Raw genomic sequence first — 22,344 nt, forward strand, 5'->3', positions numbered from 1 at the left:
CGCGTCGCGCGTACCGCCCTACATTCCTGCCCCATCAAACCCGAGCTGGCGCCACGCCTCGTACACCACGACCGCTACCGCGTTCGACAGGTTCAGGCTGCGGTTGCCGGGCCTCATCGGCAGGTACAGGCGTTGCGCGGGATCGATCGCGTCGAGCACCTGCTGCGGCAGGCCGCGCGTCTCCGGTCCGAACAGGAACGCATCGCCGTCGGCGTACGCGACTTCGTCGTAGCGTGCCCGCCCGCGCGTCGACAGCGCGAACACGCGCCGCGGCGCGACGCCGGCGATGAACGCGTCCAAATCCTCGTGCACGCTGACCTCGGCGAACTCGTGGTAGTCGAGGCCGGCGCGACGCAGCTTGGCGTGGTCGAGATCGAAACCGAGCGGGCGCAGCAGGTGCAGGGAGGCACCGCTGTTCGCGCACAGGCGAATCACGTTGCCGGTGTTCGGCGGGATCTCGGGTTGGTAGAGCACGACGTGCAGCACGCGTGCATTATCGTGGCGCCGCGCGATCGCGCAAGCCATGCACGAAGCGGCCCCGAGGGACCGCTCCATGCCGCATGCTTCACTCGGCTGCGGCGAGCAGGGCGACTTCCGTCGCGTCGAACGCGAGCGGCGCATCCAGCGCGGCGAGCTTGTCGCGCTTCGCGAACACGTGCACGGTCGGCATCAGCGTGACCGGCAATGCCGCATCGGTCGCGAGCTTCGTCGCGACGACGAGGTCCGCGTCGGATGCGCTCGCGCTGACGGCCAGTTCCGGCAACAGCGTCGCGTGCAGCGGCGCGTTCGCTTCGACCGACATGCCGACGCCGGGCTGCGCCGCCTGCGACCCGTACGGATGCGGGAAGTGCGCGCTGGCGCCGGGAGCGCCAGCGGCCGGGACGCGTTCGAGCGCGAATGCACTGCCGATCATTGCCATCGCCAACGCCGCGCGTATCAGGGGGGTGCGGGTTTTCATCTTGTACTCCTTGCGAGTCCGTCTCGATTCGTGTTGAGCAAGCGCTGTGCCAATCCCGACACCGCGTTTGCGTACGGAGTCTTGGATGCAGCGGAACGAAGAAAAGTTGCCAGGCCGGAAGTCATGCTCCAAGCAACCGCATTCGACAGGCGATCGCGCCACGCCGCGCGCTGGCGCGCATTCCAGGCACGGCTGCGAGCCGTTGCGCAGAGTGGCTCTTTCGCGGAGAACGCATCGACGCTCGGCGACGAAGCGGCGCGACGTGGATGCCGGAAGCCACGCTCGCCCGTGCCGCGGACACGACCGCGGACAGGCGCGGACAGCGTCCGCGCGCGGACTACCAGGGAATCGGCGCGCCGGTCTCGGACAGGAAGCGGCCATTGTCGGCGCGCGTCAACGCATCGATCGTGCGCAGCATCGCCGCGACCGAATCGTGCGCCGACATCGGTGCATTCGCGCCGCCCATGTCGGTGCTGACCCAGCCGGGGCTGATCGCGACGACGATGCCGTCCTCGCCCGCGAGCGCATGCGCGAGCTGGCGCGTCGCCATGTTCAAGGCTGCCTTGCTGATCGCATAGCTCGGGCTGTGCAGCGATTCGCTGCCGCCGATCGAACCGAGCCTGCTTGAGAGATTGACGACCTTCGCGCGTTCGAGGCGCGCGGCGAGTGCCTGGGTCAGCAGCAACGGACCCGCGGCGTTCGCGGCGAAACTGTCCTGCAGCGCCTTCGCCTCGATCGTGCCGAAGCGCTCGCCGCCGACCAGCATGCCCGCGTTGTTCACGAGCAGGCCGATGCGCAGGTCGAGCGTCGTGATTTCGCGCGCGAGTTCGGCGATCGAGCGCGTGTCCGGCAGCACCAGCGGCAGGATCACCAGATGGCCGGGGTGTTCGCCGGCGAGGCGGGTCAGCGCGAGCGCGCGCCCCGGATGGCGGCAGGTGGCGATCACGCGCTCGCCGCGAGCGAGCAACTGATGCGCGAACTCGAGGCCAAGGCCGCGGTTCGCGCCGGTCACCAATGCATGTCCCATGCGCCACTCCTTTCGCAGGGATGCGCGGTGAACTCCGCGCGGCAACCGCAGTCTACGCGAAGGCGTGACGTTCGACCGTTGCGGCAACACGGTACTCCCGCGTAGCCTGCCCGGTGTCGCCTTTCCTGTTCCCGGAGCCTCCATGCGCAAGCTTCTCGCCCACGCGCTCGCCGCGACCTTCCTCACGCTCGGCCTTGCCGGCACGACGCGCGCGTCGGTCGGCGACGCGGTCGACATCCCGTTCACGCGCTTCACGCTGCCGAACGGTCTGAGCGTCGTCGTCAGCGAGGATCACAAGGCGCCGGTCGTCGCGGTCAGCGTCTGGTACCACGTCGGCTCGGCCGACGAGCCCGCCGGCAAGACCGGCTTCGCGCACCTGTTCGAGCACCTCATGTTCCAGGGCTCGGAGAACCACAAGGACGAATTCTTCCGTCCGTTCGAGCTCGCCGGCGCGACCGACCAGAACGGCACCACCTGGTTCGACCGCACGAACTACTACGAGACCGTGCCGACCACTGCGCTCGACATGACGCTGTGGATGGAGTCCGACCGCATGGGCCACCTGCTCGGCGCGATCGGCCAGAAGGACCTCGACGAGCAGCGCGGCGTGGTGCAGAACGAGAAGCGCCAGGGCGAGAACCAGCCCTATGGCCGCGTCGACCAGCGCGTCGCGGCGAACGCGTTCCCGGCCAACCATCCGTACCACCACGACACGATCGGCTCGATGAAGGACCTCGACGCCGCGTCGCTCGCCGACGTCAAGCACTGGTTCCAGGGCTACTACGGCGCCGCCAACGTGACCGTCGCGCTGGTCGGCGACATCACGCCGGAACTCGCGAAGGCGAAGATGCTCGAATACTTCGGCGACATCCCGGCCGGGCCGCCGGTCGCGCGCCAGCAGCCATGGACGGCGCCGCGCACGGAATCGACGCGCGACACGATGACCGACCACGTCGCGCAGACGCGCATCGTGCGCGAGTGGAACGTGCCGGGCCTCGCCGATCCCGAGGAGGGCGAGCTCGAACTCGCCGCAGCCGTGCTCGGCGGCGGCAAGACCTCGCGCCTGTACGAACGCCTCGTCTACAAGGACAAGCTCGTCGACGACGTCTCGGTCGGCGTGCAGTCGTTCGCGCTCGCCTCGATGCTGCAACTGCAGGCCGACGTCAGGAACGGCGTCGATCCGGCGAAGGTCGAGGCCGCTATCGCCGAAGAATGGGCGAAGTTCCTCAAGGACGGTCCGACCGACGACGAGCTCGCGCGCGTCAAGGTCGACACGCGTGCGCATTTCATCCGCACGCTTGAAAAGGTCAACAGCAAGGCAAGCATCCTCGCCGAAGGCCAGGTCTACCGCGGCGATCCCGGCGCTTTCCGCGACGATCTCGCGCGCCTCGATGCGGCGACCCCTGCGAGTGTGCTCGCGGCCGCGAAGAAGTGGATTTCGAAGGGCGACTACACGCTGACCGTCACGCCGGCGGCGAAGGACGACAAGGCCGAACCGGCCGACGAGATGGAGAAGCCGGGTCGCGCCGCGATCGCCGGCCGCCCCGACGCGAAACAGCCGCCCAAGCAGGACTTCACGCTCGCGAAGACGGCGGTCGATCGCAGCAAGGGCGTGCCCTCGGTTGCGGCCTTCCCCGATCTCACGTTCCCCAAGCTGCAACGCGGCAAGCTGAAGAACGGCATTCCGGTGGTGCTGGCCGAGCGCCACGCGATTCCGGTGGTGCAGATCCAGTTGCTGTTCGATGCCGGTTACGCCTCCGACCAGGGACGCAAGCTCGGCACCTCCGCGTTCACGATGGCGATGCTCGACGAAGGCACGAAGGAACTCGACTCGCTCGAGATCGCGCGCCGTGCCGAGCGCCTCGGTGCGGTGATCGGCGCCAGTTCCGGGCTCGACAGTTCGAGCGCAAGCCTGAATGCACTGAACTCGCAACTGGAGCCGTCGCTGGAACTGTTCGCCGACGTGGTGCGCAATGCCGCGTTCCGCGACAGTGACATCGCGCGAATCCGCGGCCAGTGGCTCGCACGCATCGCGCAGGAGAAGACCCAGCCGACCGGGCTTGCATTGCGCAGCCTGCCGCCGCTGCTGTACGGCGCCGGCCATGCCTATGCAATCCCGTTCACCGGATCGGGCACGGAAGCGTCGATCACGTCGCTCGACGCGGGCGACATGCGCGCGTACGTGCGCGACTTCATCCGCCCGGACAACGCGACGATCCTCGTCGCCGGCGACACCACGCTCGAGGCGATCGTGGCGAAACTCGACACCGCGTTCGGCGACTGGAAGGCGGCCGCGACGCCGGTGCCGAAGAAGAACATCGCGAACGTCGACGTGCCGAAACAGGTGCGCGTGTTCCTGCTCGACAAACCCGGCGCGCCGCAGTCGCTGATCCTCGCCGGTGTGGTCGCGCCGTCGACGAAGGCGCCGAACAACCTCGAGATCCAGACCATGAACGGCGCGTTCGGCGGCAGCTTCACCTCGCGCCTCAACATGAACCTGCGCGAGGGCAAGCACTGGGCCTACGGCGCCGGCAGCTTCCTCTCCAACGCGATCGGCCAGCGCCCGTTCCTGATGTACGCGCCGGTGCAGACCGACAAGACCGCGCAATCGGTCGCCGAGATCCTGCGCGAATCGCAGGAGCTGATCGGCACGAAACCGCTGACCCACGACGAAATCGACAAGATCAAGCTCGGCGACGTGCGCAGCCTGCCCGGCGAGTATCAGACCACCAGCGCCGTGCTCGGCGCGCTCGGCGGAATCACCCTGTACGGCCGCCCCGACGACTACGTGCAGACGCTCAAGGGCCGCATCGAGGCGCAGACCGACCCTGCGGTGCAGGCCGCGGCAAAGGAGATCGTGCGCCCGGATGCGCTGACCTGGATCGTCGTCGGCGACCTCGCGAAGATCGAGGCCGGCGTGCGCGCGCTCAAGCTCGGCGAGGTCAAGGTCATCGATTCGGACGGGAAGGTGGTTCGCTGAGTCCGGGTTGATCTCTCGAGGGCTTCCCCTCTCCCGCTTGCGGGAGAGGGCAGGGTAAGGGCGCTTTTGCCGTGTCCTTTCCTTGTTCGGAAGGATCTCCCTCTTCGCGACGACCTACCCGCATCCGTGCATGTTCGTCCCGCATCCCTGCGGGCCGGTTCCTTTTCTTTGCTTGCCCAAAGAAAAGGAACCAAAAGAAAGGGCACCCCCACAGCGCCGCCCTCCGGGCATCCTGCCCTGCGGATGCGTGAACGTCGGCCGGGGTTCGCCGACAGCGCATCCATGCGCTGACGGCGAACGCGCGCGCGTCGTGCGCGCGCCCCTGCGGGCCTGATCGACCGCCGTCCACCGGCGCTGAAGGGGACCCCGGAAGAGCAGCGCGCATCCTGCGCGCAGAGCGCGTTCACTCGTGCAGGAGTGGCGCAGCCGCGACAGGCGCACAAGGGCAAAAGCATCGCGGCTTCCGCCGCTCCCACAGAAGAGCTAGGCCCGCTCTTGTGGGAGCAACTGTCTTCACCCAGTCACAGGCATTTTCCATTCGACCTTGTCGCGCACCATGGCGTTGAGTCGGACGAGCAAGACACGCATGCAGGCGGTAATGGCGACTTTGGCGCACTTGCCCAACTGCCGTAGGCGTTGATAGCGAAGCCTGAAGTCATCTTGTTTGCGAATGACGGACCAGCAAGCCATGTAGAGGACGCGGCGAATGGCGGGCCGCCCGCCGCGGATGCGGCGCTTGCCGGCATGCTGGCCGCTGTCGACGTTATAGGGGGCCAGACCGGCCATGGCCGCGATCTGGCGCCGGTCCAGGCCACCCAGCTCAGGCAGATAGGCCATCAGGCTGGCGGCGGTGACCGGCCCGATGCCCGGGATCGCCTCAAGCCGCTGGCAGAGAGTGCCATCGAGATGACGCTGGGCGAGGACGATGGCCTTGCTGATTGCCCGGATGCGCAGGCGTAGTTCGCCGATGTGTCCCACCAGGTCCGCGTGCGAGACCGGCTCGGTGACTTGATGCAAGCGCCGACGCTCGCTGTCACGCTGCTCGACGAGTTGCTCGCGCCGCTGAACCAGCGCGCGCAGCGCTTGGCGCTGCGGATCCGGCGCGAGCACCGGTGCATTGACGAGTTCAGCCATCCGCGCGAGCAGGGCGGCGTCGATCGCATCGGTCTTCGCCGTGGTGCCCATTGCGATGGCAAAGGCGCGTGCGCGCCGCGGGTTGATGCGTGTCACCGGCCGGCCCGCGTCCATCAGCGCCGCCATGAGCGCACGCTCATAGCCGCCGGTGGCTTCCAATAGGATATTGCCCACGGTTTGACCGTGCAGATACGCCAGCAACTGCGCATGGCCTTCGCCCGTGTTGGGCAGGGCCAGATGCTGTCCTGCCGGCAACACGTACACGGCCAAGCTCGCCTTGGCCACATCGATACCGATCCAGAAGGTCATAAGAGTCCGTAAACTGTGGGGAGGAGAGAGCCGCCTCGTTCCTGCCCACGCTTGTAGAAGTTCGAGCTCAGGCTCGTTCAACTGTTCGGGCTGCGGACGAGGTCGATGTGCGGCCACCCTGGCTCCCACACGTGCTCGAACACTGCGGCCTGTCGGTGTGCCGCACATCGCTCTCCACTCAGACTCTACGACGAAGTGCAGACACAAGCGGCGGAAGCCGCGATGCTTCGGTTTCTGCTTCTGCGCGCAGGAGCGCGCCGCTCTTCCACCGGGGTCCCCTTGCGGACCGGCGAGCGGGTGGAGGATCCGCCCGAAGGGGCGCGCGCACGATGCGCGCGCGTTCGTTGCGGTCCATGGATGGACCGTCAACGAACCCCGTAACCCGATCGCGCAGTCAGCGGGCAGGAGCCCGCTGACCGGGTTGCTGGGTGTCTTTTCTCTTGGTGACTTCTCTTTGGACAAGCAAAGAGAAGTTACCGGCCCGCAGGGATGCGGGACGAACCTACACGGACGTGGGTGGGTCATCGCGAAAAATTCTTGGCTGCCCTCGAAACGCAACAGCGACCGCACGGCGAAGGCACCCTCACACTCGGCTTCCCCCGCAAGAAGAAAACCACCCCAAACCAAATGCGGGGATCTCCCCCGATCCCGTGATTGTTCCCCTGCGGCCCCCACGCGGGCCAGGAGCCGCGCCGGATGCGTGCCGTGACGATGCCCGGTCACGTGCAATCGCCCGGCCACTGCCCGCGGCGAGAGAGGGAAGCACCATGTTGTACATCTGGGGATCCGGCGGTGATCGGGTGGCCGCCGCCAGTGCCGGGCCGCGCACATGCGCGATCTGCGATTCGGTCCAGCCGTTCGAGCTGGTCGTCGACTACCGCTATTTCCACATCTGGTACTTGCTGTCGTGGGTCACGAAGCGCGAGTACGCGTTCTCGTGCACGCGCTGCGGCAACGGCACGAAGGCGGAACGCACCGAATACGCGCCACTGCTGCAGAAGGACCCGATTCCGTTCCTGCGCCGGCGCGGCTGGACGCTGCCGCTGCTCGCGGCCGCACCGACGCTTGCGTTCGCGTTCGTCGTGTCGGGCCAGCACGCGCAGGAAGTGAAATCGCTGCTCGCCGCGCCGCAGGTCGGCGACGTTTACAGCGTCGACCTCGGCCTCGTCGCCGACAGCATGCAGGGACAGTCGCCCGCCTGGGGCGAGATCAAGCTGGTCGGCATCGACGGTAGCAGGCGCCACTTCGTGGTCGCCGAGCACGGCTGGGATCGCAAATCGGACCTGCGCAAGGAACAGCGCAAGGGTCTCATCTACGAGGACGACTACTACGACGAAGACGACGAGCTCGATCTCGAGCAGCACCAGATCGAGACGCTGCAGGCAAGCGGCACGTTGTTCGACGTCCACCGCAAGCACTGACGCGCGCCCGAACGCCATGAAACGCGTCGTGGCGGGATTCGTCCTGCGCGAACGTATCTGAGATCCATTCAACCCGAGGAAAGACCATGAAATACAGCCCCCGATTCGCCACAGCCACCATCGCACTCACCGCCGTGCTCGCGGCAGGCTCCACCGCCGCGATCGATCTCGGCAACGCGCTCGGCAGCGCAACCAAGGCCGCCAAGGGCATGAGCCTCAGCGATGACGACGTGCGCGCCGCCGCCGACCAGGCCTGCGAGTGGAGCGATGCGCACAACAAGGTCGCGCCAGCGTCGGACAAGTACGCCAAGCGCCTGGCCAAGCTCACCGCAGGGTTGTCCAATGAAGACGGCATCAAGCTGAGCTTCAAGGCCTATCTCGTGCGCGACGTCAACGCATTCGCGATGGCGAACGGCTGCGTGCGCGTGATGGCCGGCCTCATGGACATCGCCAGCGACGACGAGATCCGCGCCGTCATCGGCCACGAGATCGGCCACGCCAAGCTCGGCCACACCAAGGCAAAGATGCGCACCGCGCTCATGAGCAGCGCCGCGCGCGAAGGCGTCGCCGCAACCGGCGGCAAGGCCGGCGCCATCGCTTCATCCGAGCTCGGCGGCCTTGCCGAGGCGTTCATCAACGCGCAGTTCTCGCAGAAGGAAGAAGGCGAGGCCGACAAGTACGGCTACGAGTTCATGGTCAAGCACAAATACGACCCTGGCGCGATGGTGTCGATGCTGAAGAAACTGCCGGCGGGTGGCGGCCTGTTGTCCTCGCATCCGTCCTCGCCGGAACGCGCTAAGAAGATCGAGGCGCTGGTCGCGAAGGGCTGAGAGTCGGTGGCTTTGGAACTCGAAGCCGGGCCATGGATGGCCGGATCGCGGGCAGTCGCCAAGGAATAATTCCGCACGACGTCGAATCTTTCACCAACTCCGGGTTGTCTCCGCCGACGGCGGTGCTCTCCCGCCATGGTCAGCGCGCGGGCGATCCTGCATGGTCGCCCGCGCTCTTGTGCATCGATGCCGCGCGCGCCTGCCGACGGCTGAACGGATCGGCCAGTTTCGACGCGAGCAGCACGTCCGCGCTCTTCGAAACGAGATCGTCCATGCCATCCATCCCTCGCCGACACAGGCCGAGGAACAATCCCGCCTGCGCCGCCTGCCACTCCTGCATCGGAAAGCGCCGGCGCGCCGATTCGTGCTGCCATTCCGCCTCGATCGCGGCCAGCGAGGAAGGCGCGCAGCGGCCTTCCAGCACGTCGATCTGGGCGAGCAGGTAGCGCGCAGACGCGATCTTTTTCGCATTCGTTCCCGGCCCGAGCGACTGCAGACCGTCGACCGCCGCCTGCGCCAGACTGCGAGCGGCGCGCAAATCGCCGAGATCACGCTGGCTCAGCGCGAGCGAGAGGCGCGCATCCTGCATATCGAAACCTTCGTGGTCGCCCTTCTCGCGAAGCACGTCAAGCGCCTGCTCCTGCAGGTCGCGCGCGCCTGCGGCATCGCCGCGATAGCGGTGCGCGTCGCCGAGCAGTTGCAACAGGTCGCTGTCCGGTCCGCTGACGAAGGCGGTGCGATCGGCGAGCAGGGAATGGCCCTCGCGCTCGGCGACGGCATACTCACCGTCATCGATGCGCATGCGCATCGCGTTCAAGCGCAGCTTGAGGACGCGCGCACTGCGTGCCCCGTCATGCGCAAGGCAATACCGCAGGGCCCGGCCATTCTGTTCGATCGCCAGCGCGATCTCGTCGCGCGCGTAGTTCAGCGCGGCCAGCGTGACCTGGATCTGCGCCATCACTTCGTTGTCATCGCCGAGGTGCGCCTGCGTCCCTGCGCGCGCGTCTTCCAGAACGGATGCCGCTTCGGCGTACGCGGGCTTCCTAACCAGCAGCCGGGCCAGCGTGATCTGGCTCTGCAGGTAGACCGGATGCCCCTCTCCGTAGATCGCGCGATTCGATGCCGCGACCTCGCGCTGGATCGCTTCTGCTTCGTCGTTTCGACCATTCTGCCCCAGCATCAGCGCGAGCTCGCTGCGCGTTGCGTTCACCTTCGCCGCTGCCTCGCCACGGCGCGCGTACGGCGTCGCCAGCGCCGCCTTCATCAATTCGATCGCCTCGCTGCGGCGACCACCGTTCTCCACGACGTTGGCGAGCCGATAGCGCGCTTCCATCGCGTCGCGTTCGCCTTCGGGACCGAGGGCATCGGCCGCGGCAACGGCGCGTCGCAAGTTGGACTCGGCCGCGTCGATGTCGCCGACGAGGCGTTGCAGCTCTCCTAGGACCGACCACTCCTGGATCGCCAACTCGCGCAGTTCCCGATTCGCCGCATCGGCGATCCCGAAGCCGACGTTGCGTTCGATCAAGGTTCGCGCCTCGACGTAGGGCCCCGGGCCGCGCGCCACTGCACGCGCGAAGTCGACCGCGATCCGTCTCGACGCGAGCGGTACCGCACCGGCGGCGACCGCCATCTCGTGGGCGCGTCGCAGCAGCCCCTGAGCCTCTTCGAAGCGACCGAGCCCGGCATCGGTATTGCCGAGCGCTGCCAGCAACTGCGCCTGCAGCAACGGCTGGTCGTGCAGCGCGTTCTCCGCCTGGCGTACGGCGGCGTCGACGAGGTCGATCGCATTGGGCGCCTTGCCGAGCGTGTTCTCGGGATTGCCGGCCTCGAACACGCCGACGAGGAAATCGCGTACCACGGTCGCCGTTCTCGCCTCCGCACTCGCGCGCGCCGCTTCGGCTTCGGCGCGATCGCGCTGCCGGCGTGCCTCCTGCGCCTGCCACAAGGTGCCGCCGAGACCGGCCGCGAGCGTGAGCATGAGGGCTGATGCCGCGCCGAGGGCGATGCGGTGACGGCGCAGATAGCGGCGCAGGCGATCCCAAGTATCGCCGTCGCGGGCGGCGACCGGCAGATCGGCGAGCGCGGCATCGACGTCACGCAGCAGCGCGTCGACCGAACCGTAGCGGCGTTGCGGCTCCTTCGCCAGCGCCTTGCGCGCGATCGCCTCCAGGTCGGCGATGCGATGGCGCGGCTCGGCAGCGAGCGCCGCGTCGGCGCCGGCGTCGATGCGCGCCGGTTCGCGCGTGCGGATCGCTTCGACCAGCGGTACGAGCGCGAGGCCGCCAAGCGCGAGCGGCGGCCTTCCGACGAGCAGGAAGTACAGCACGCCGCCGAGTGCGTAGATGTCCGAACGCACGCTCGCGACGTTGTCCGCGGCGAGTTCGGGCGCGGCGTACTCGGGCGTCAGCGCGACCAGCGTTGCCGCCGCGTCGGCGTCGCCACTGGCAAGCGCGCGTGCGATGCCGAAGTCGAGCAGGTGAGGATCGTCGGCGGCGTCGACGAGCACATTCGCCGGCTTGATGTCGCGATGCACGACCAGCCGTTCGTGCGCATACGCGACCGCCGCGGCGATCTGGCGGAAGACCGCGAGCCGCGACGCGAGCGGACGCGGCTCGCGCGCGAGCCACGCGTCCAGCGTTGTTCCTTCGATGAAGTCGGTGACCAGGTAGGGATCGCCGTCGTCGGCGGTGCCGGCATCGAGCAGGCGCACGATGCCCGGATGCTGCAGGCCGGCGAGCACGCGCCGCTCCGATTCGAGGCTGCGGCGCAGCGAGGCGCGACCATCGCGGATGAACTTGATCGCGACCTGCTTCTCGAACAAGCCGTCCGCGCGCGCGCCAAGCCAGACCTCGCCCATGCCGCCGCGACCGAGCAGCCGTTCGAGCCGCCACGCACCGACCGTCACGCCGGGTGCCTGCGCTGCCTGCGCGGAGAGGTAATCGGCGGATCGAGCGATGCCGGACAGCCACGCGCGCAAGGCCGATGCGTCATCGGCCGATTGCCGTTCGATTGCGGCGAGACGCGCAGGGCGCGCGTCCGCGGGCAGCGCGAGCAGTTCGTCGAGCAGTTCTTCGCGGCGCTGCCATTCGTCGGCGGATGCCGCACTCACCGCAACGCATCCGGATGCAGCCGCTCGTACAGCCAGCCGCGCGCCTTGACCCAGTCGCGCTGCACGGTGCTGACGTCGACCTCGAGTACCTCGGCCACTTCCGCTTCCCCGAGGCCACCGAAGTAGCGCAGCTGCACCACCTGTGCGAGGCGTGGGCGCGCGCGTTCCAGTTGCTCCAGCGCATCGTTGAGTTCGAGCAGGTCGCCGAAATCCTGCGCGACGTCGTGGTCGTCGAGCGATTCGACGGCTGCGCCACCGCCGCGCTTCTGTGCGAGGCGATCGCGCACGTGGTTGACGAGGATGTGGCGCATCGCGCGGGCGGCGAGCGCGAGGAAATGCTGGCGGTCGACCGCGTCGAACAGGTCCGGCGAGCCAGAGAACTTGAGGTATGCCTCGTTGACCAGCGCGGTCGTCGATAGCGTCTCCGCCGCGGCATTGCGCCGACGCTGGCTGCGGGCGATCTGGCGCAGCTCGCCCTGCAGTTCGGTCACGAGGGATGCGAGTCCCTTCGGCGAGGCCGCGACCGCGGCCTCGATGCGCTCATGCACGCACTGTTCGGTGAGCGGACTCACTCGCGTGTGCCCCGCCGTTGCCAGCAAGCAAGAAACATCGTTCGAGCGCCCCAGGTTCCGCTTCGCGACGTGGCGCCATTCTTCGGGCAATCGCCGCGCGAGGCAAGCCGCCTCGCGCGGCGCGTGATCATTCAGCCTGCGCGCGTTACGATCCGGGCACCCTTCCGGAGGATCCCATGAGGCTACGCCCGCTGTCGCTCGTCCTGTGCCTGCCCCTCGCCGCCTGCAGCTGGGGCATCAAGCTCGATTCCGGGGGTGAAAAGGTGCGCACCGCGTGGAACGGCGATGTCGCGGGCTGCCGCGACGTCGGCAAGGTCACCGTCTCGGTGCTCGACCACGTCGGCCCGATGGACCGCAACAGCCTCAAGGTGCGCGACGAACTCGAGGTGATGGCGCGCAACGAAGCGGCCACGCTCGGCGCCGACACCATCAAACCGCTCGGCGATCCGCGCGACGGCGAGCAGAACTGGGCCGCCTATCACTGCGGCACCGACAAGCGCGCGCCGATGCGCATCGAGCAGAAGAACGCGGACGGTTCGACCGAGACGTTCCCGATCAAGAATTGAAGCTGCGTGCGCTGAACTGCCCATGCAGCCCTGGCGCACCGCGTCTCGCGCGATGCGCGGAACGCATTACGGTTCGGTCGAGCGCACGCGCGAGGACGAGGAGGCCGGCATCGGCGCCGCGATCGGCGGTCGCGCGTGCTGCGAATGCGCAGGCACGACCAAAGCGGCGACCGGTCGTGGCCGGACCACCGCGTCGAACGGTGTCACGGACGCATCCGCATCGAAACGGCACGGGCCGTCGACGAGACCACTCGCCGCGTAGGTGGTGCACGCGCGCTGCAGGTCGGCGACATCCGGTTGCGGCGCGCCGTCCTTCCATGTGCGCAGCGCTTCCCAACCGGCAACGCCCTCGGCTTCGCTGAATCCGCAATGCGTCGGCGTGTCCTCGTCGACGATCGCGACGAGGCGCTGTTCCGGCGGCACGAGGTCGCGCACGAAGTCTTCGTTGCCCGGGATCACCAGCTGGTCGCGGCTGGTGTGCATCGAGACGATCTTCGCGCTGCCGACCGCGCCGCGGAAATCCGACGCCGCATGCAGCGCGATCGCCGCGCCCGGGTCGGCGACCAGGCGCGCGATGCCGGCATCGATGACGGGGTCGCTGCCGTAGTCGACGCCCGCGGTGGTGAACGGATTGCGCACGCCGAGCTTGTCCGGCGCGCGCACGACGTCGGCGAGCACGAATGCCGCGTAGCCGACATTGGTGACGAAGAAGTGCTCGTCGGTGATGTGGCTGAACGCCATCAGCTCGTCGAGGCGGCGCTGCATCGCGTCGTTGCGCAGGTAGGACGGCAGGTTCACGCCGGTGCATCGGTTGAGCGCGACCAGCGCGCGCGCGACGCCGTCGTCGTCCGTCAGGTCACCGAGATCGTCGGGCACCAGGTCGAGGTTGAGCGCCCATGGAAGCGGCTCGTCGCCGCGCGGCAGGTCGCCGGCGTCGTGGCAGACCACGTCCCAGGCGAGGCGCAGGTCGATCGCCGCGTCCCACAGGCGCGCGCCGGCGGCGGCCGGGCACAAGGCGTACGCACCGCGTACCGGCGGCAGGTTGCGCGTCTCGGCGAGGCGCAATGCGATCAGCCCGCCCATCGAGCCGCCGAACGGCACGATCTCGCCCGGCGCGCCGACCTTCTGCGTGAACACGTCGAGCAGCTCGCGGTTGTCGGCGATCGCGGTGAACAGCGCCCAGCCACGCTGGCGATAGCTGGTCGCGGCGACCGCGTAGCCTTCGGCGAGCATCACCTCGCGCAGCGGGCCGAGGCTCGGCGCGTTGGACGCCGGCTTGAGGTCGAAACCATGCTGGAAAAGCACTACCGTATCGCCCGCGCGCCATTGGTCCGGCACCTCGATCTGGTACCAGGCGCCGGACGGCGCGATGCCGGTGTAGACGCGCGCCATCGCCTGCAGCGGCGAAACCAGCAGCAGGCACAGGGCCAACGCCCTTGGAAGGTTCCATCGCATCGTCGTCTCCATCGCGGACCCGTACGCTACGCATGGCTCGCTGAGCCGCGCATAAAGGCCGCTGCGCCTCGATCCGGCCGCCACCCTGCCGCGGGCAGGTAGAATCCGCGCCCATGCCTGCCTCCCCGCCGCCGTCGCGCCGTCCGAATCCACTGCTCGCCGTGCTCGGACGGGCGCTCGAGACCGTACTGAACCGCGCGCTCGATCTCGATCCGGACACGCGCGACCGCCTCGCTGCACTGGATGGTCGCGCGGTCACGCTCGACCTCGCCGGCAGTTCCGGGCGGATGGCTCCGGCATTGCGCATCGCGGTCGAAGCCGGCCGCCTGCGCGTCGGACCCGCGTTCGAGGGCGACAGCGCGCTGCGCGTGAGCGCGACGCCCGGCAGCCTGATCGGCCTCGCGCTGGCGCGCGGCCGCGACGGCGCGCTGCCGCCCGGACGCGTTGCGATCGCCGGCGATGCCGAACTCGCGCGCCGCCTCGAGCAGATCGCCAGCCGCTACGCACCGGACTTCGACGCCGCCTTCGCGCGCGTGTTCGGCGATGTCGCCGGATTCCAGATCGCGCGCGCATTCCGCGGCGCGTTTGCCTGGTCCCGCAAGTCCGCGCAGGCGCTCGCGCGCGATACCGCCGAGTTCCTGACCGAAGAAAGCCGCGACCTCGTCGCGCGCGCCGAGCTCGACACCTTCCTCGACGACGTCGACGCCTTGCGCGAACGCGCCGACCGCTTCGCCGCGCGCGTGCAGCGACTCGCGCAGCACGGTCGCGCGCGCGCATGATCGCCCCGTCCCAGTTGCCGCGCCTGCTGCGCATCGCGAGCGTGCTCGCGCGTTATCGCGTCGACGAGCTGCTGCCGCCCGCGCGCCGTCCGCGCGCGCTGGCCTGGTTGCGCGCGCTCCTGCCGACGCCGCCTGCGGACGTGATGGCGCTGCCGCGCGGCGAACGCCTCGTGCTCGCCCTCACCGGCCTCGGCCCGATCTTCGTCAAGTTCGGACAGATCCTCTCGACCCGGCGCGACCTGCTGCCGCCCGATGTCGCCGACGCGCTGACCCAGTTGCAGGATCGCGTCGCGCCGTTTCCTGCCATGCAGGCGCGCAACGCGATCGAACGCGCGCTCGGCGACACCATTGCCGCGCGTTATGCGGCCTTCGACGACGTGCCGCTCGCATCGGCGTCGATCGCTCAGGTGCACGCGGCGACGCTCGCCGACGGCCGCGAAGTCGTGGTCAAGGTGTTGCGCCCGGACATCGGCGAGCGCATCGGCGCCGACGTCGCGTTGCTGCGCGCGCTCGCCGGCGTGGTCGAACGCACCCACCCGAGCGCGGACAAGATCCGTCCGCAGGCGATCGTCGACGAGATCGAAACCACCCTGACCAACGAACTCGACCTGCAGCGGGAAGGCGCCAATGCCTCGCTGCTCAAGCGCAATTTCGCCGGCTCCGATGACCTCTACGTGCCCGAGGTGCACTGGTCGCACACGAGCTCAGGCGTGCTCACGCTCGAGCGCGTGCGCGGCATCCCGGTCGACGACCTCGCCGCGCTCGACGCCGCAGGCATCGACCGCGTCGCGCTGGCCGAGAAGGGCGTGCGCCTGTTCTACACGCAGGTGTTCCGCGACAACTTCTTCCACGCCGACGCGCACGCCGGCAACATCTGGGTCGACGCGACGCGCACGGCGGACCCGCGCTTCATTGCACTCGACTTCGGCATCATGGGTTCGCTGCCGGAGCGCGACCAGTACTGGCTGGCGGAGAACTTCCTCGCCCTGTTCAACCAGGACTATGCACGCATCGCCGAGCTGCACGTGCGCGCGGGCTGGATGCCGGCGACCGCGCGCCTGGACGAGATCGAGGCCGCGGTGCGCACCGTGTGCGAGCCGTATTTCACGCGTCCGCTCAGCGAAATCTCGCTGGCCGAAGTCGTGGTCAAGCTGTTCGCGGTTGCGCGCCGCCACGACCTCACCCTGCAGCCGCAGCTGATCCTGCTGCAGAAGACCCTGCTCAACATCGAGGGCGTCGGCCGCCTGCTGCATCCCCGGATCGACATCTGGGCCACCGCCAAACCGGTGCTCGAGAAGATCTGGCGCCGGCGCAGCGGGCCGCGCGCGATGCTCAAGGCGCTGCGCCGGCGCGTGCCGGAATGGATTGCCGCGGCGCCGGACATGCCGCAGCTGGTGCACGGCTACCTCGCGCAGGCGACCAGCGGGACGATGGAACTTCGCATCGCTTCCGATGATCTGAGGAGAATCGAGCGCGGCCTGCGGCGTAGCCAGCGGATGCACTCCCTGTTCTCGCTCGGGTGCGCGCTCGCGCTGCTGGCGGCGTTACTGCACTACGCCACGCCGGGCGCGCCTCCGCTGGTCGTCTGGCTCGCGGGATCGGGGGCCGTACTCGCGCTCATGCTCGCCGCGCGCGGCGCATGACGATCTCACCGCATTGATTTCCTGGAGAAGCGACATGAACAAGTTCTACCTGCCACTGGGTGCCTGCGTGCTCGCACTCGGTGCGTGCACCCGGCTGCACGAGCCGACCGACGCGCAGCTCACGCAGTTGCTGCGCAACGAACGCGCCGCCGCCGACGACGCGATGGCCCCCATTGATCGCACGGCACTCGAATGCCTGCGCGCCTGGTCGGGCGACAGCGGACTCATGCAGGGCCTCAGCCCGGCGCTCGTCGACGAAGCGGGACGCAAGAACTGCCGCGTCCGCGTCGACGGTTTCATCGCCGATTCGACGCGCAACGCGGCGCAACTGACGTTCGAGGACGTCAGCGCGACGGCCACGGTCAAACGCGCGGTTGCGCTCGCCCGCGAGCATGCGCCGGCCCCCGTGGCGACGACGACGACCCCGCGCACCGCGACAGCGCCCGCGGAAGCTCCGATCCAGCCGCCGGCCCAACCGAAGACCGACCTCGGCGCGTTCGGCGCCGACCTCGCAGATGCGGAAGAGCAGTGCCGCAAGGTGCAGGAGGTGGCGGCCTCGCCAAGTCAGGACCAGCGAATCGCTGCATTCGCATCGTTTTGCGGCAAGAGCCTCACGCGCCTGCGCAGCACGATGGAGACGATCATGCGCAGCGGCGGCAACGAGGAGAAGCTCCGCACGGTCAGCGAATCCGCAAAGAACCTTGCCAACCAGGCGCGCATGACGCTCGGCGTCGCCAAGTAGCCGTCGGTTCGCGGCCGGCGCGCATTGCTAGAATGCGGGCATGCTCGAAATCGACGACCGCCTGCATATTCCAGAAGACGAACTGGTCGAGAAGTTCGTGCGCGCCGCCGGTCCCGGCGGACAGAATGTCAACAAGGTCGCCAGCGCGGTCGAACTGCGCTTTGACGTGGCGGGCTCGCGCGCATTGCCGGACGGCGTGCGCGAACGCCTGCTCGCGCGCCGCGATCGCCGCCTCACCGACGAGGGCGTGCTGGTCATCCAGGCGAACCGTTTCCGCGATCAGGGCAAGAACCGGGAGGACGCGCGTGCACGCCTCGCCGAGGTGATCCGCGCCGCGCAGTTCGTGCCGAAGAAGCGCATCGCGACGCGCCCCACGCGCGCTTCCAAGGAACGCCGCATCGACGCCAAGAAGACCCGCTCGAAGGTCAAGCAGACCCGCGGACGCGGCAACTGGAGCGCCGAGTGAGCGCCTGCGACGAGGCGCTGCCGCTGCCACCGGCGATGCCGCAGCTGGCGCAGAACGGACGCCGGCGCCTGTGCGACTGGGTCCTTGCACGCTGCGGCTGGCGCATCCGCGGGCGCTTCCCCGATGTTGCGCAGCTGGTATTGATCGCGGCGCCACACAGCTCCTGGTGGGACGGCCTGTGGGGGATGCTGTTCAAGGTCGCGCTCGGCGTCGAGCTGTCGTTCATGGGCAAGCGCGAACTGTTCCGCGGACCGCTCGGCTGGACCCTGCGCAAGCTCGGCGGCATCCCGATCGAGCGCACCCACGCGCACGGCCTGGTCGATCAGATGGTCGCGAACTTCCGCGCCAGCCCGCGCCTGTGGCTCGGCATCGCGCCCGAAGGCACGCGCAAGCGCGTCGCGAAATGGCGTACCGGTTTCTGGCACATCGCGCGCGCCGCCGGCGTGCCGATCCTGCCGATCGCGTTCGACTATTCGACGCGCTCGATCGTGATCGGCGAACTGTTCCAGCCGGGCGCGGACCTTGAAGCGGACATCGCCGCGCTGCGCGCGTTCTACGCACCGTTCCACGGCCGCAACCACGACGTCGAAGCGTGAAGGCTGCGCGGCGCAGCGTGCTTCCAGTGCGCCTGTGTGCCTGCTCCTGTGGGAGCGGCGGAAGCCGCGATGCTCCTGCTCTTGGGTGAGCAGCGGAAGCCGCCATGCACCCCCTCTTGTGGGAGCGGCGGAAGCCGCGATGCTCGTGTGCAGCGTGGCGCATCGCGGCTCCCGCCGCTGCCACAGAAGCGACTAGGGCAGGGTCGCGGCCACGCGCTGTTCGAGGTAGCCGAAGAACGGATTGCAGGTCAGCCGCTGCAGCTGTTCGGCGCTGACCTGCAGCGCACCGCGCTCGCCGCGCAGGACCAGTGTGCCAAGGCGAATGCCGTAGTCCTCATCGGTGCGCGGCGCCGAACCGTACAGCGGGTCGTCGCACGGGAACGGCAGCGCGACGTGCGAAAGCGAATAGACGTCCGCGGGAAACGCGAGGCCGAGCGCGCGCTCGACCGCCTCGCCCGCACCCGGCTCGTAGCGCCGTTCGCCGACATCGAGCGTATCGGCGCGCAGGTTGCCGACGACGTCGAGCCGGTACGCGCGCGGCGGCGTGCCGTGCAGCGCATCGAGCTGGCCGGCGGCCACCGATCGGAACATCGGTGCGAGCAGGTTCGCGCGGTTGATGTCGAACAGCACGAGCTCGCTGCCGTTGGAAGGCAGCTTGTCGAACAGCGCGTGCACGACGTCCGCACTGCTGACCGTGCTGTCGAGCACCGACTGGAACGCGAGCAGCGGCGGCAGGCGCGCGAGGCGACCGCTCGCCGAGAGGCCGGCGATGCGCGCGCGCAGCGTCGCCGTGAGCAGGTACGACTGCAGCGCACCGTTGGTCGGGAACGAGTTGTACTTGTACGGATTGAACTCGGGCAGGATGTCGATCCAGCGCGACTTCTCGAAGTACGCGAAGCCGCCGAACAGCGGCAGCCAGCGCGACAGCGAGGCGAACGGGCGCAGCCCGATCATCGGCGACACCAGCACGATCCGCTGCGGCGCCGGCAGGCCCGCGTCGCCGAGCGCATCGAGCGCATAGTCGAGCGCGAGCGCGCCGCCGTTCGAGTAGCCGACCAGGTGGATCGGCTTGCCTGCGCCGACGCGTGCACGCAGTTCGCGCATCGCGATGCGCACGACCGCGCGCCAGTCCTGCCAGTGCACGTCGAGCAGGCCGGCCGGCACCGTGCCGTGCCCCGGCAGGCGCGGCGCGATCACCGCGAAGCCGGCGCGCTCGTAGGTCGCCGCAAGCGTGCGCACGCTGTACGGCGAATCGGTCAGGCCATGCAGCAGCAGCACGCCGCCGCGCGGTTCGGCCGGGGTCGATTCGAACGAACGATTCCAGTCGCGTTCGCCCGCGCGCGCACCGAGGCGACTGCCGCTCTCGTAGCGGTACTCGCCGGGCACCGCGGCGGCGGCGAGCTGCGAATGCAGTTCGTCGAACACCTGCTGTTCGCGCGCGAGGTAGTCCGCCCACGTGAAACGCTCGTCGATTGCGTCCGCGCGCAGCTCGTGCGCGAGCGCGATGCGATGCCACGGCATGAGGTCGGGCTTGCCGCGTGCATCGAACGCACGCACGAGCAGCACGCAGAGTCCGGCGAGCACCGCAAGCAGGAAAATCCAGGCGACGTAGCGGAAAACGCGCCGGAGCGAAGGCAGGACCATGCGGTGATCGTAGCGGAACCCCGGAGTAACCCGCGATGTCCGCGCAGGCGTGGGCGCCCTTCGGCGCCGACCGACCCTGCGAGGTCGCCCGCGCGGTGACGGACACAACATTCGATCGATCGTCGCCGTAGCGTCTCATCCCGTGAGTTACGCCCCTGGTCCAATACAGCGGTGCCGCGGTGCGGCACCCCTCCACGCCACGGGGCGCGGAAGGGATCGTTGATCATGATGGGAGAAGTGAAATGCAGAACCTCGTATCGATGGTGGTGTCGGATGACCAGTTCGCTGCAGTGGATGCGGCACTGGCCTCACTGGAGGCGAACCTCAGCGGGATGGTGTCGTTGAGCCCGGAGCAGCGCCGTTCGGTGCCGCGCATGGGTGGCAAGTCGGAGGCGTTCTGCCGACAGACGCTGTCCCTGCTCGGCCAGAACCCGCAGGTGGTGAACCCGAACCTGGGCCTGCCCGAAGCGGCCAGTGACCTCGCCCTGCTGGATGCCCTGCGTCCGCGCCTGCAGCGCCTCGAGCGCCTGCATGCACGCGGCTCGGATACCCAGATGGCGCTCGGCTCCGATGTCATGGCCACCGCGTTGCACGGCTACAAGCTGCTCAAGGTCTCCGGCAACAGCCAGAGCCTGGACGGCCTGCGGGCGTCGCTCGCGACACGCTTCACCAAGCGATCGCGAAGCCAGGAGCCGAAAGCCGCGTAGCGTAGGCACTACCGGTGTTGCCTTCGAAGCCGCAGCGATGCGGCTTTCTTTTTGTCCGCGATCCGGCGCCCCCGACCGCCTCCCGCCGCCGCCCGGTCCTGCGAGCTGCGCCTCCGAGGAGCAACGCTGGTCGTCCGGGGACCAGCGCTGCTCCCCGGTGGAGCAGTACCGGTCCTCGGAGGAGCGGCGCTGATCCTCGCAGGAGCAGAACCGCTCCTCGGTGGAGCGATGCTGCTCCTCGGGTAGAGGAGTACTGCTCCTCGGAGGAGCGATATCGCTCCACGCAGGAGCAGAGTTGCTCCTCTGAGGAGGAGTGCTGGTCCTCGTAGGAGCCGTGCTGGTCCTCCGAGGAGGAGGTGTGCTCCTTGGGTGGAGCAGTGCTGATCCTCGGAGGAGGAGCGCTGGTCCGCGGAGGACGAGGTGGCGCTCGGAAATGAACCTGGCCCCTTTCCTCTACGAGCCGCGCAGTCGCAACACCATGGACTTGTCCGGCTTTGACGGCGGCGGATTCGCACGCATGCGCTGCAGTTCCTCCGCCGTCGCACGCGGCGCGAGTCCCCAGCCGCAACCGCCGAGCAGCACGATCGTCATCGACGCCGCGCACGTGATCTGGCTGCCCCATGGCGTGCGCCAGGTGTGCTTGACCGTCGTGCGCCGGATGAATTCGTGGGTTAGGTCCTCGTCGCGCGGAACGAACGCCTGTTCGAAGCGCGTCTGCGCATAAGGAACGGCGGAGTCGTGCCGGAACATCCGTGCGCCGTCCTTCGGCGCGACGAGGGCGCTGCCGTCGGGCAACAGCGCGCGGCCGTCGCGTTCGACCAGCAACGGCGGCGATGCGGCCGCCGCGGCAGGCGCGTCGACGACGTCCGTGCGCGGCCGCCGCGGTCGCTCGGCGCCGGGCGCGGTCCGCGCCGTGGTCCGCGTGATCGCAGATGCCGGCATTCGCGATGAAGGCTGCATCTCCGGCGGCGGCTCAGGCAGCAGGTCCTCGAGTCGAACCACGATCGGCGCCGATGCGGGCGCCCTGCGCTCGTGCGCCACGCGTCCGCGCATGAGCGCATCGAAGCCGGACAGTTCGAGCAGGGTCGCGACGACCGCCGCGAGCACCGCGACGACGAGGCGCCGCCGCCCCGGTCGCGGCGTCTCCCAATTCAGGCTGCGCTGCCACGGCCGGCGCTCCGCCGCGAACGCGACGCCCGCAAATGCTTCGCCGGGCGCATGCCCGCGACTATCCGTTGCCGACCCCGCGCTGCCACGCATGCCCGCCTCCGCCGCTGCCGCGCGCATTCTCTTCGCCGGCGCGTAATGCGGATGTAAAGGGCGGAATAGGAGTCAGGTTGATTGATCCCGCAAGAACATAGACGGCGCCGGCGATTGCAAAAACCATTGCATTCCAGACGGAAACA

General features: G+C 68.8%; 19 protein-coding genes. 10 read left to right on the top strand and 9 right to left on the bottom strand.

Annotated elements, in window-relative coordinates; genetic code table 11:
• Nucleotides 1-18: 18 nt before the first annotated feature.
• From ACILRJ_RS02880 to ACILRJ_RS02890, 3 genes are all read right to left on the bottom strand, one after another.
• Nucleotides 19-525 carry a tRNA (cytidine(34)-2'-O)-methyltransferase gene (locus ACILRJ_RS02880; RefSeq protein WP_395680187.1) on the bottom strand — a complete coding sequence of 169 codons (507 nt, stop codon included), beginning with the start codon at nucleotides 523-525 and terminating at the stop codon, nucleotides 19-21.
• Nucleotides 526-565: 40 nt separating this feature from the next.
• Nucleotides 566-958, bottom strand: a complete 393-nt coding sequence (locus ACILRJ_RS02885; protein ID WP_395680189.1) for a hypothetical protein — start codon at nucleotides 956-958, stop codon at nucleotides 566-568.
• Between the two features lie 337 nt (nucleotides 959-1,295).
• On the bottom strand, nucleotides 1,296-1,985 hold the full coding sequence (locus ACILRJ_RS02890) for an SDR family oxidoreductase (protein ID WP_395680191.1): 690 nt from the start codon (nucleotides 1,983-1,985) through the stop codon (nucleotides 1,296-1,298).
• A 142-nt stretch (nucleotides 1,986-2,127) separates the two neighbouring features.
• Here ACILRJ_RS02890 and ACILRJ_RS02895 point away from each other — a divergent pair, with 142 nt between their 5' ends.
• Nucleotides 2,128-4,965: a M16 family metallopeptidase gene (locus ACILRJ_RS02895; protein ID WP_395680193.1), complete on the top strand. Its 2,838-nt coding sequence runs from the start codon at nucleotides 2,128-2,130 to the stop codon at nucleotides 4,963-4,965.
• A 513-nt stretch (nucleotides 4,966-5,478) separates the two neighbouring features.
• Here ACILRJ_RS02895 and ACILRJ_RS02900 read toward each other — a convergent pair.
• Nucleotides 5,479-6,408: an IS110 family transposase gene (locus ACILRJ_RS02900; RefSeq protein WP_395680195.1), complete on the bottom strand. Its 930-nt coding sequence runs from the start codon at nucleotides 6,406-6,408 to the stop codon at nucleotides 5,479-5,481.
• A gap of 767 nt (nucleotides 6,409-7,175) precedes the next feature.
• On the opposite strand from ACILRJ_RS02900, the gene ACILRJ_RS02905 reads away from it, so the two are divergent.
• Entirely contained in the window at nucleotides 7,176-7,829 is a 654-nt protein-coding gene (locus tag ACILRJ_RS02905) for a hypothetical protein (protein WP_395680197.1), read from the top strand.
• An 86-nt stretch (nucleotides 7,830-7,915) separates the two neighbouring features.
• On the top strand, nucleotides 7,916-8,659 hold the full coding sequence (locus tag ACILRJ_RS02910) for a M48 family metallopeptidase (RefSeq protein WP_395680199.1): 744 nt from the start codon (nucleotides 7,916-7,918) through the stop codon (nucleotides 8,657-8,659).
• Between the two features lie 139 nt (nucleotides 8,660-8,798).
• Here ACILRJ_RS02910 and ACILRJ_RS02915 read toward each other — a convergent pair whose 3' ends face one another.
• Both ACILRJ_RS02915 and ACILRJ_RS02920 read right to left on the bottom strand, forming a co-directional pair.
• Entirely contained in the window at nucleotides 8,799-11,768 is a 2,970-nt protein-coding gene (locus ACILRJ_RS02915; protein ID WP_395680201.1) for a protein kinase domain-containing protein, read from the bottom strand.
• Nucleotides 11,765-12,340, bottom strand: a complete 576-nt coding sequence (locus ACILRJ_RS02920) for an ECF-type sigma factor (protein WP_395680203.1) — start codon at nucleotides 12,338-12,340, stop codon at nucleotides 11,765-11,767. Before ACILRJ_RS02920 ends, ACILRJ_RS02915 begins: the two co-directional genes overlap by 4 nt.
• A 176-nt stretch (nucleotides 12,341-12,516) precedes the next feature.
• On the opposite strand from ACILRJ_RS02920, the gene ACILRJ_RS02925 reads away from it, so the two are divergent.
• Entirely contained in the window at nucleotides 12,517-12,906 is a 390-nt protein-coding gene (locus ACILRJ_RS02925; RefSeq protein WP_395680205.1) for a DUF4156 domain-containing protein, read from the top strand.
• A gap of 66 nt (nucleotides 12,907-12,972) precedes the next feature.
• On the opposite strand, the gene ACILRJ_RS02930 is transcribed toward ACILRJ_RS02925, so the two are convergent.
• Entirely contained in the window at nucleotides 12,973-14,361 is a 1,389-nt protein-coding gene (locus ACILRJ_RS02930; RefSeq protein ID WP_395680207.1) for a hypothetical protein, read from the bottom strand.
• Between the two features lie 113 nt (nucleotides 14,362-14,474).
• Here ACILRJ_RS02930 and ACILRJ_RS02935 point away from each other — a divergent pair, with 113 nt between their 5' ends.
• The 5 genes from ACILRJ_RS02935 to ACILRJ_RS02955 are packed head-to-tail and all read left to right on the top strand — an operon-like array spanning nucleotide 14,475 to nucleotide 18,587.
• On the top strand, nucleotides 14,475-15,140 hold the full coding sequence (locus ACILRJ_RS02935) for an SCP2 domain-containing protein (RefSeq protein ID WP_395680209.1): 666 nt from the start codon (nucleotides 14,475-14,477) through the stop codon (nucleotides 15,138-15,140).
• Complete coding sequence (gene ubiB / locus ACILRJ_RS02940; RefSeq protein WP_395680211.1) at nucleotides 15,137-16,783, top strand: ubiquinone biosynthesis regulatory protein kinase UbiB; 1,647 nt, start codon at nucleotides 15,137-15,139, stop codon at nucleotides 16,781-16,783. The genes ACILRJ_RS02935 and ubiB overlap by 4 nt, the downstream gene beginning before the upstream one ends.
• Nucleotides 16,784-16,817: 34 nt before the next feature.
• Nucleotides 16,818-17,525: a hypothetical protein gene (locus ACILRJ_RS02945; protein WP_395680214.1), complete on the top strand. Its 708-nt coding sequence runs from the start codon at nucleotides 16,818-16,820 to the stop codon at nucleotides 17,523-17,525.
• Nucleotides 17,526-17,565: 40 nt separating this feature from the next.
• Nucleotides 17,566-17,991, top strand: a complete 426-nt coding sequence (arfB, locus tag ACILRJ_RS02950; RefSeq protein ID WP_395680216.1) for an alternative ribosome rescue aminoacyl-tRNA hydrolase ArfB — start codon at nucleotides 17,566-17,568, stop codon at nucleotides 17,989-17,991.
• Complete coding sequence (locus ACILRJ_RS02955) at nucleotides 17,988-18,587, top strand: lysophospholipid acyltransferase family protein (protein ID WP_395680218.1); 600 nt, start codon at nucleotides 17,988-17,990, stop codon at nucleotides 18,585-18,587. Before arfB ends, ACILRJ_RS02955 begins: the two co-directional genes overlap by 4 nt.
• A gap of 192 nt (nucleotides 18,588-18,779) precedes the next feature.
• Here the strand turns inward: ACILRJ_RS02955 and ACILRJ_RS02960 are convergent, their stop codons facing one another.
• Nucleotides 18,780-20,231, bottom strand: a complete 1,452-nt coding sequence (locus tag ACILRJ_RS02960) for an alpha/beta hydrolase (protein ID WP_395680220.1) — start codon at nucleotides 20,229-20,231, stop codon at nucleotides 18,780-18,782.
• A gap of 242 nt (nucleotides 20,232-20,473) precedes the next feature.
• On the opposite strand from ACILRJ_RS02960, the gene ACILRJ_RS02965 reads away from it, so the two are divergent.
• On the top strand, nucleotides 20,474-20,938 hold the full coding sequence (locus ACILRJ_RS02965) for a hypothetical protein (protein ID WP_395680222.1): 465 nt from the start codon (nucleotides 20,474-20,476) through the stop codon (nucleotides 20,936-20,938).
• Between the two features lie 453 nt (nucleotides 20,939-21,391).
• On the opposite strand, the gene ACILRJ_RS02970 is transcribed toward ACILRJ_RS02965, so the two are convergent.
• The gene (locus ACILRJ_RS02970) at nucleotides 21,392-22,198 is read right to left on the bottom strand and encodes a hypothetical protein (RefSeq protein WP_395680224.1); all 807 of its coding nucleotides are present in this window, start codon (nucleotides 22,196-22,198) and stop codon (nucleotides 21,392-21,394) included.
• Nucleotides 22,199-22,344: the final 146 nt, after the last annotated feature.

Origin of the sequence: Dokdonella sp. (genome assembly GCF_044227025.1) — a bacterium.
Taxonomy (GTDB): Bacteria; Pseudomonadota; Gammaproteobacteria; order Xanthomonadales; family Rhodanobacteraceae; genus Dokdonella_A.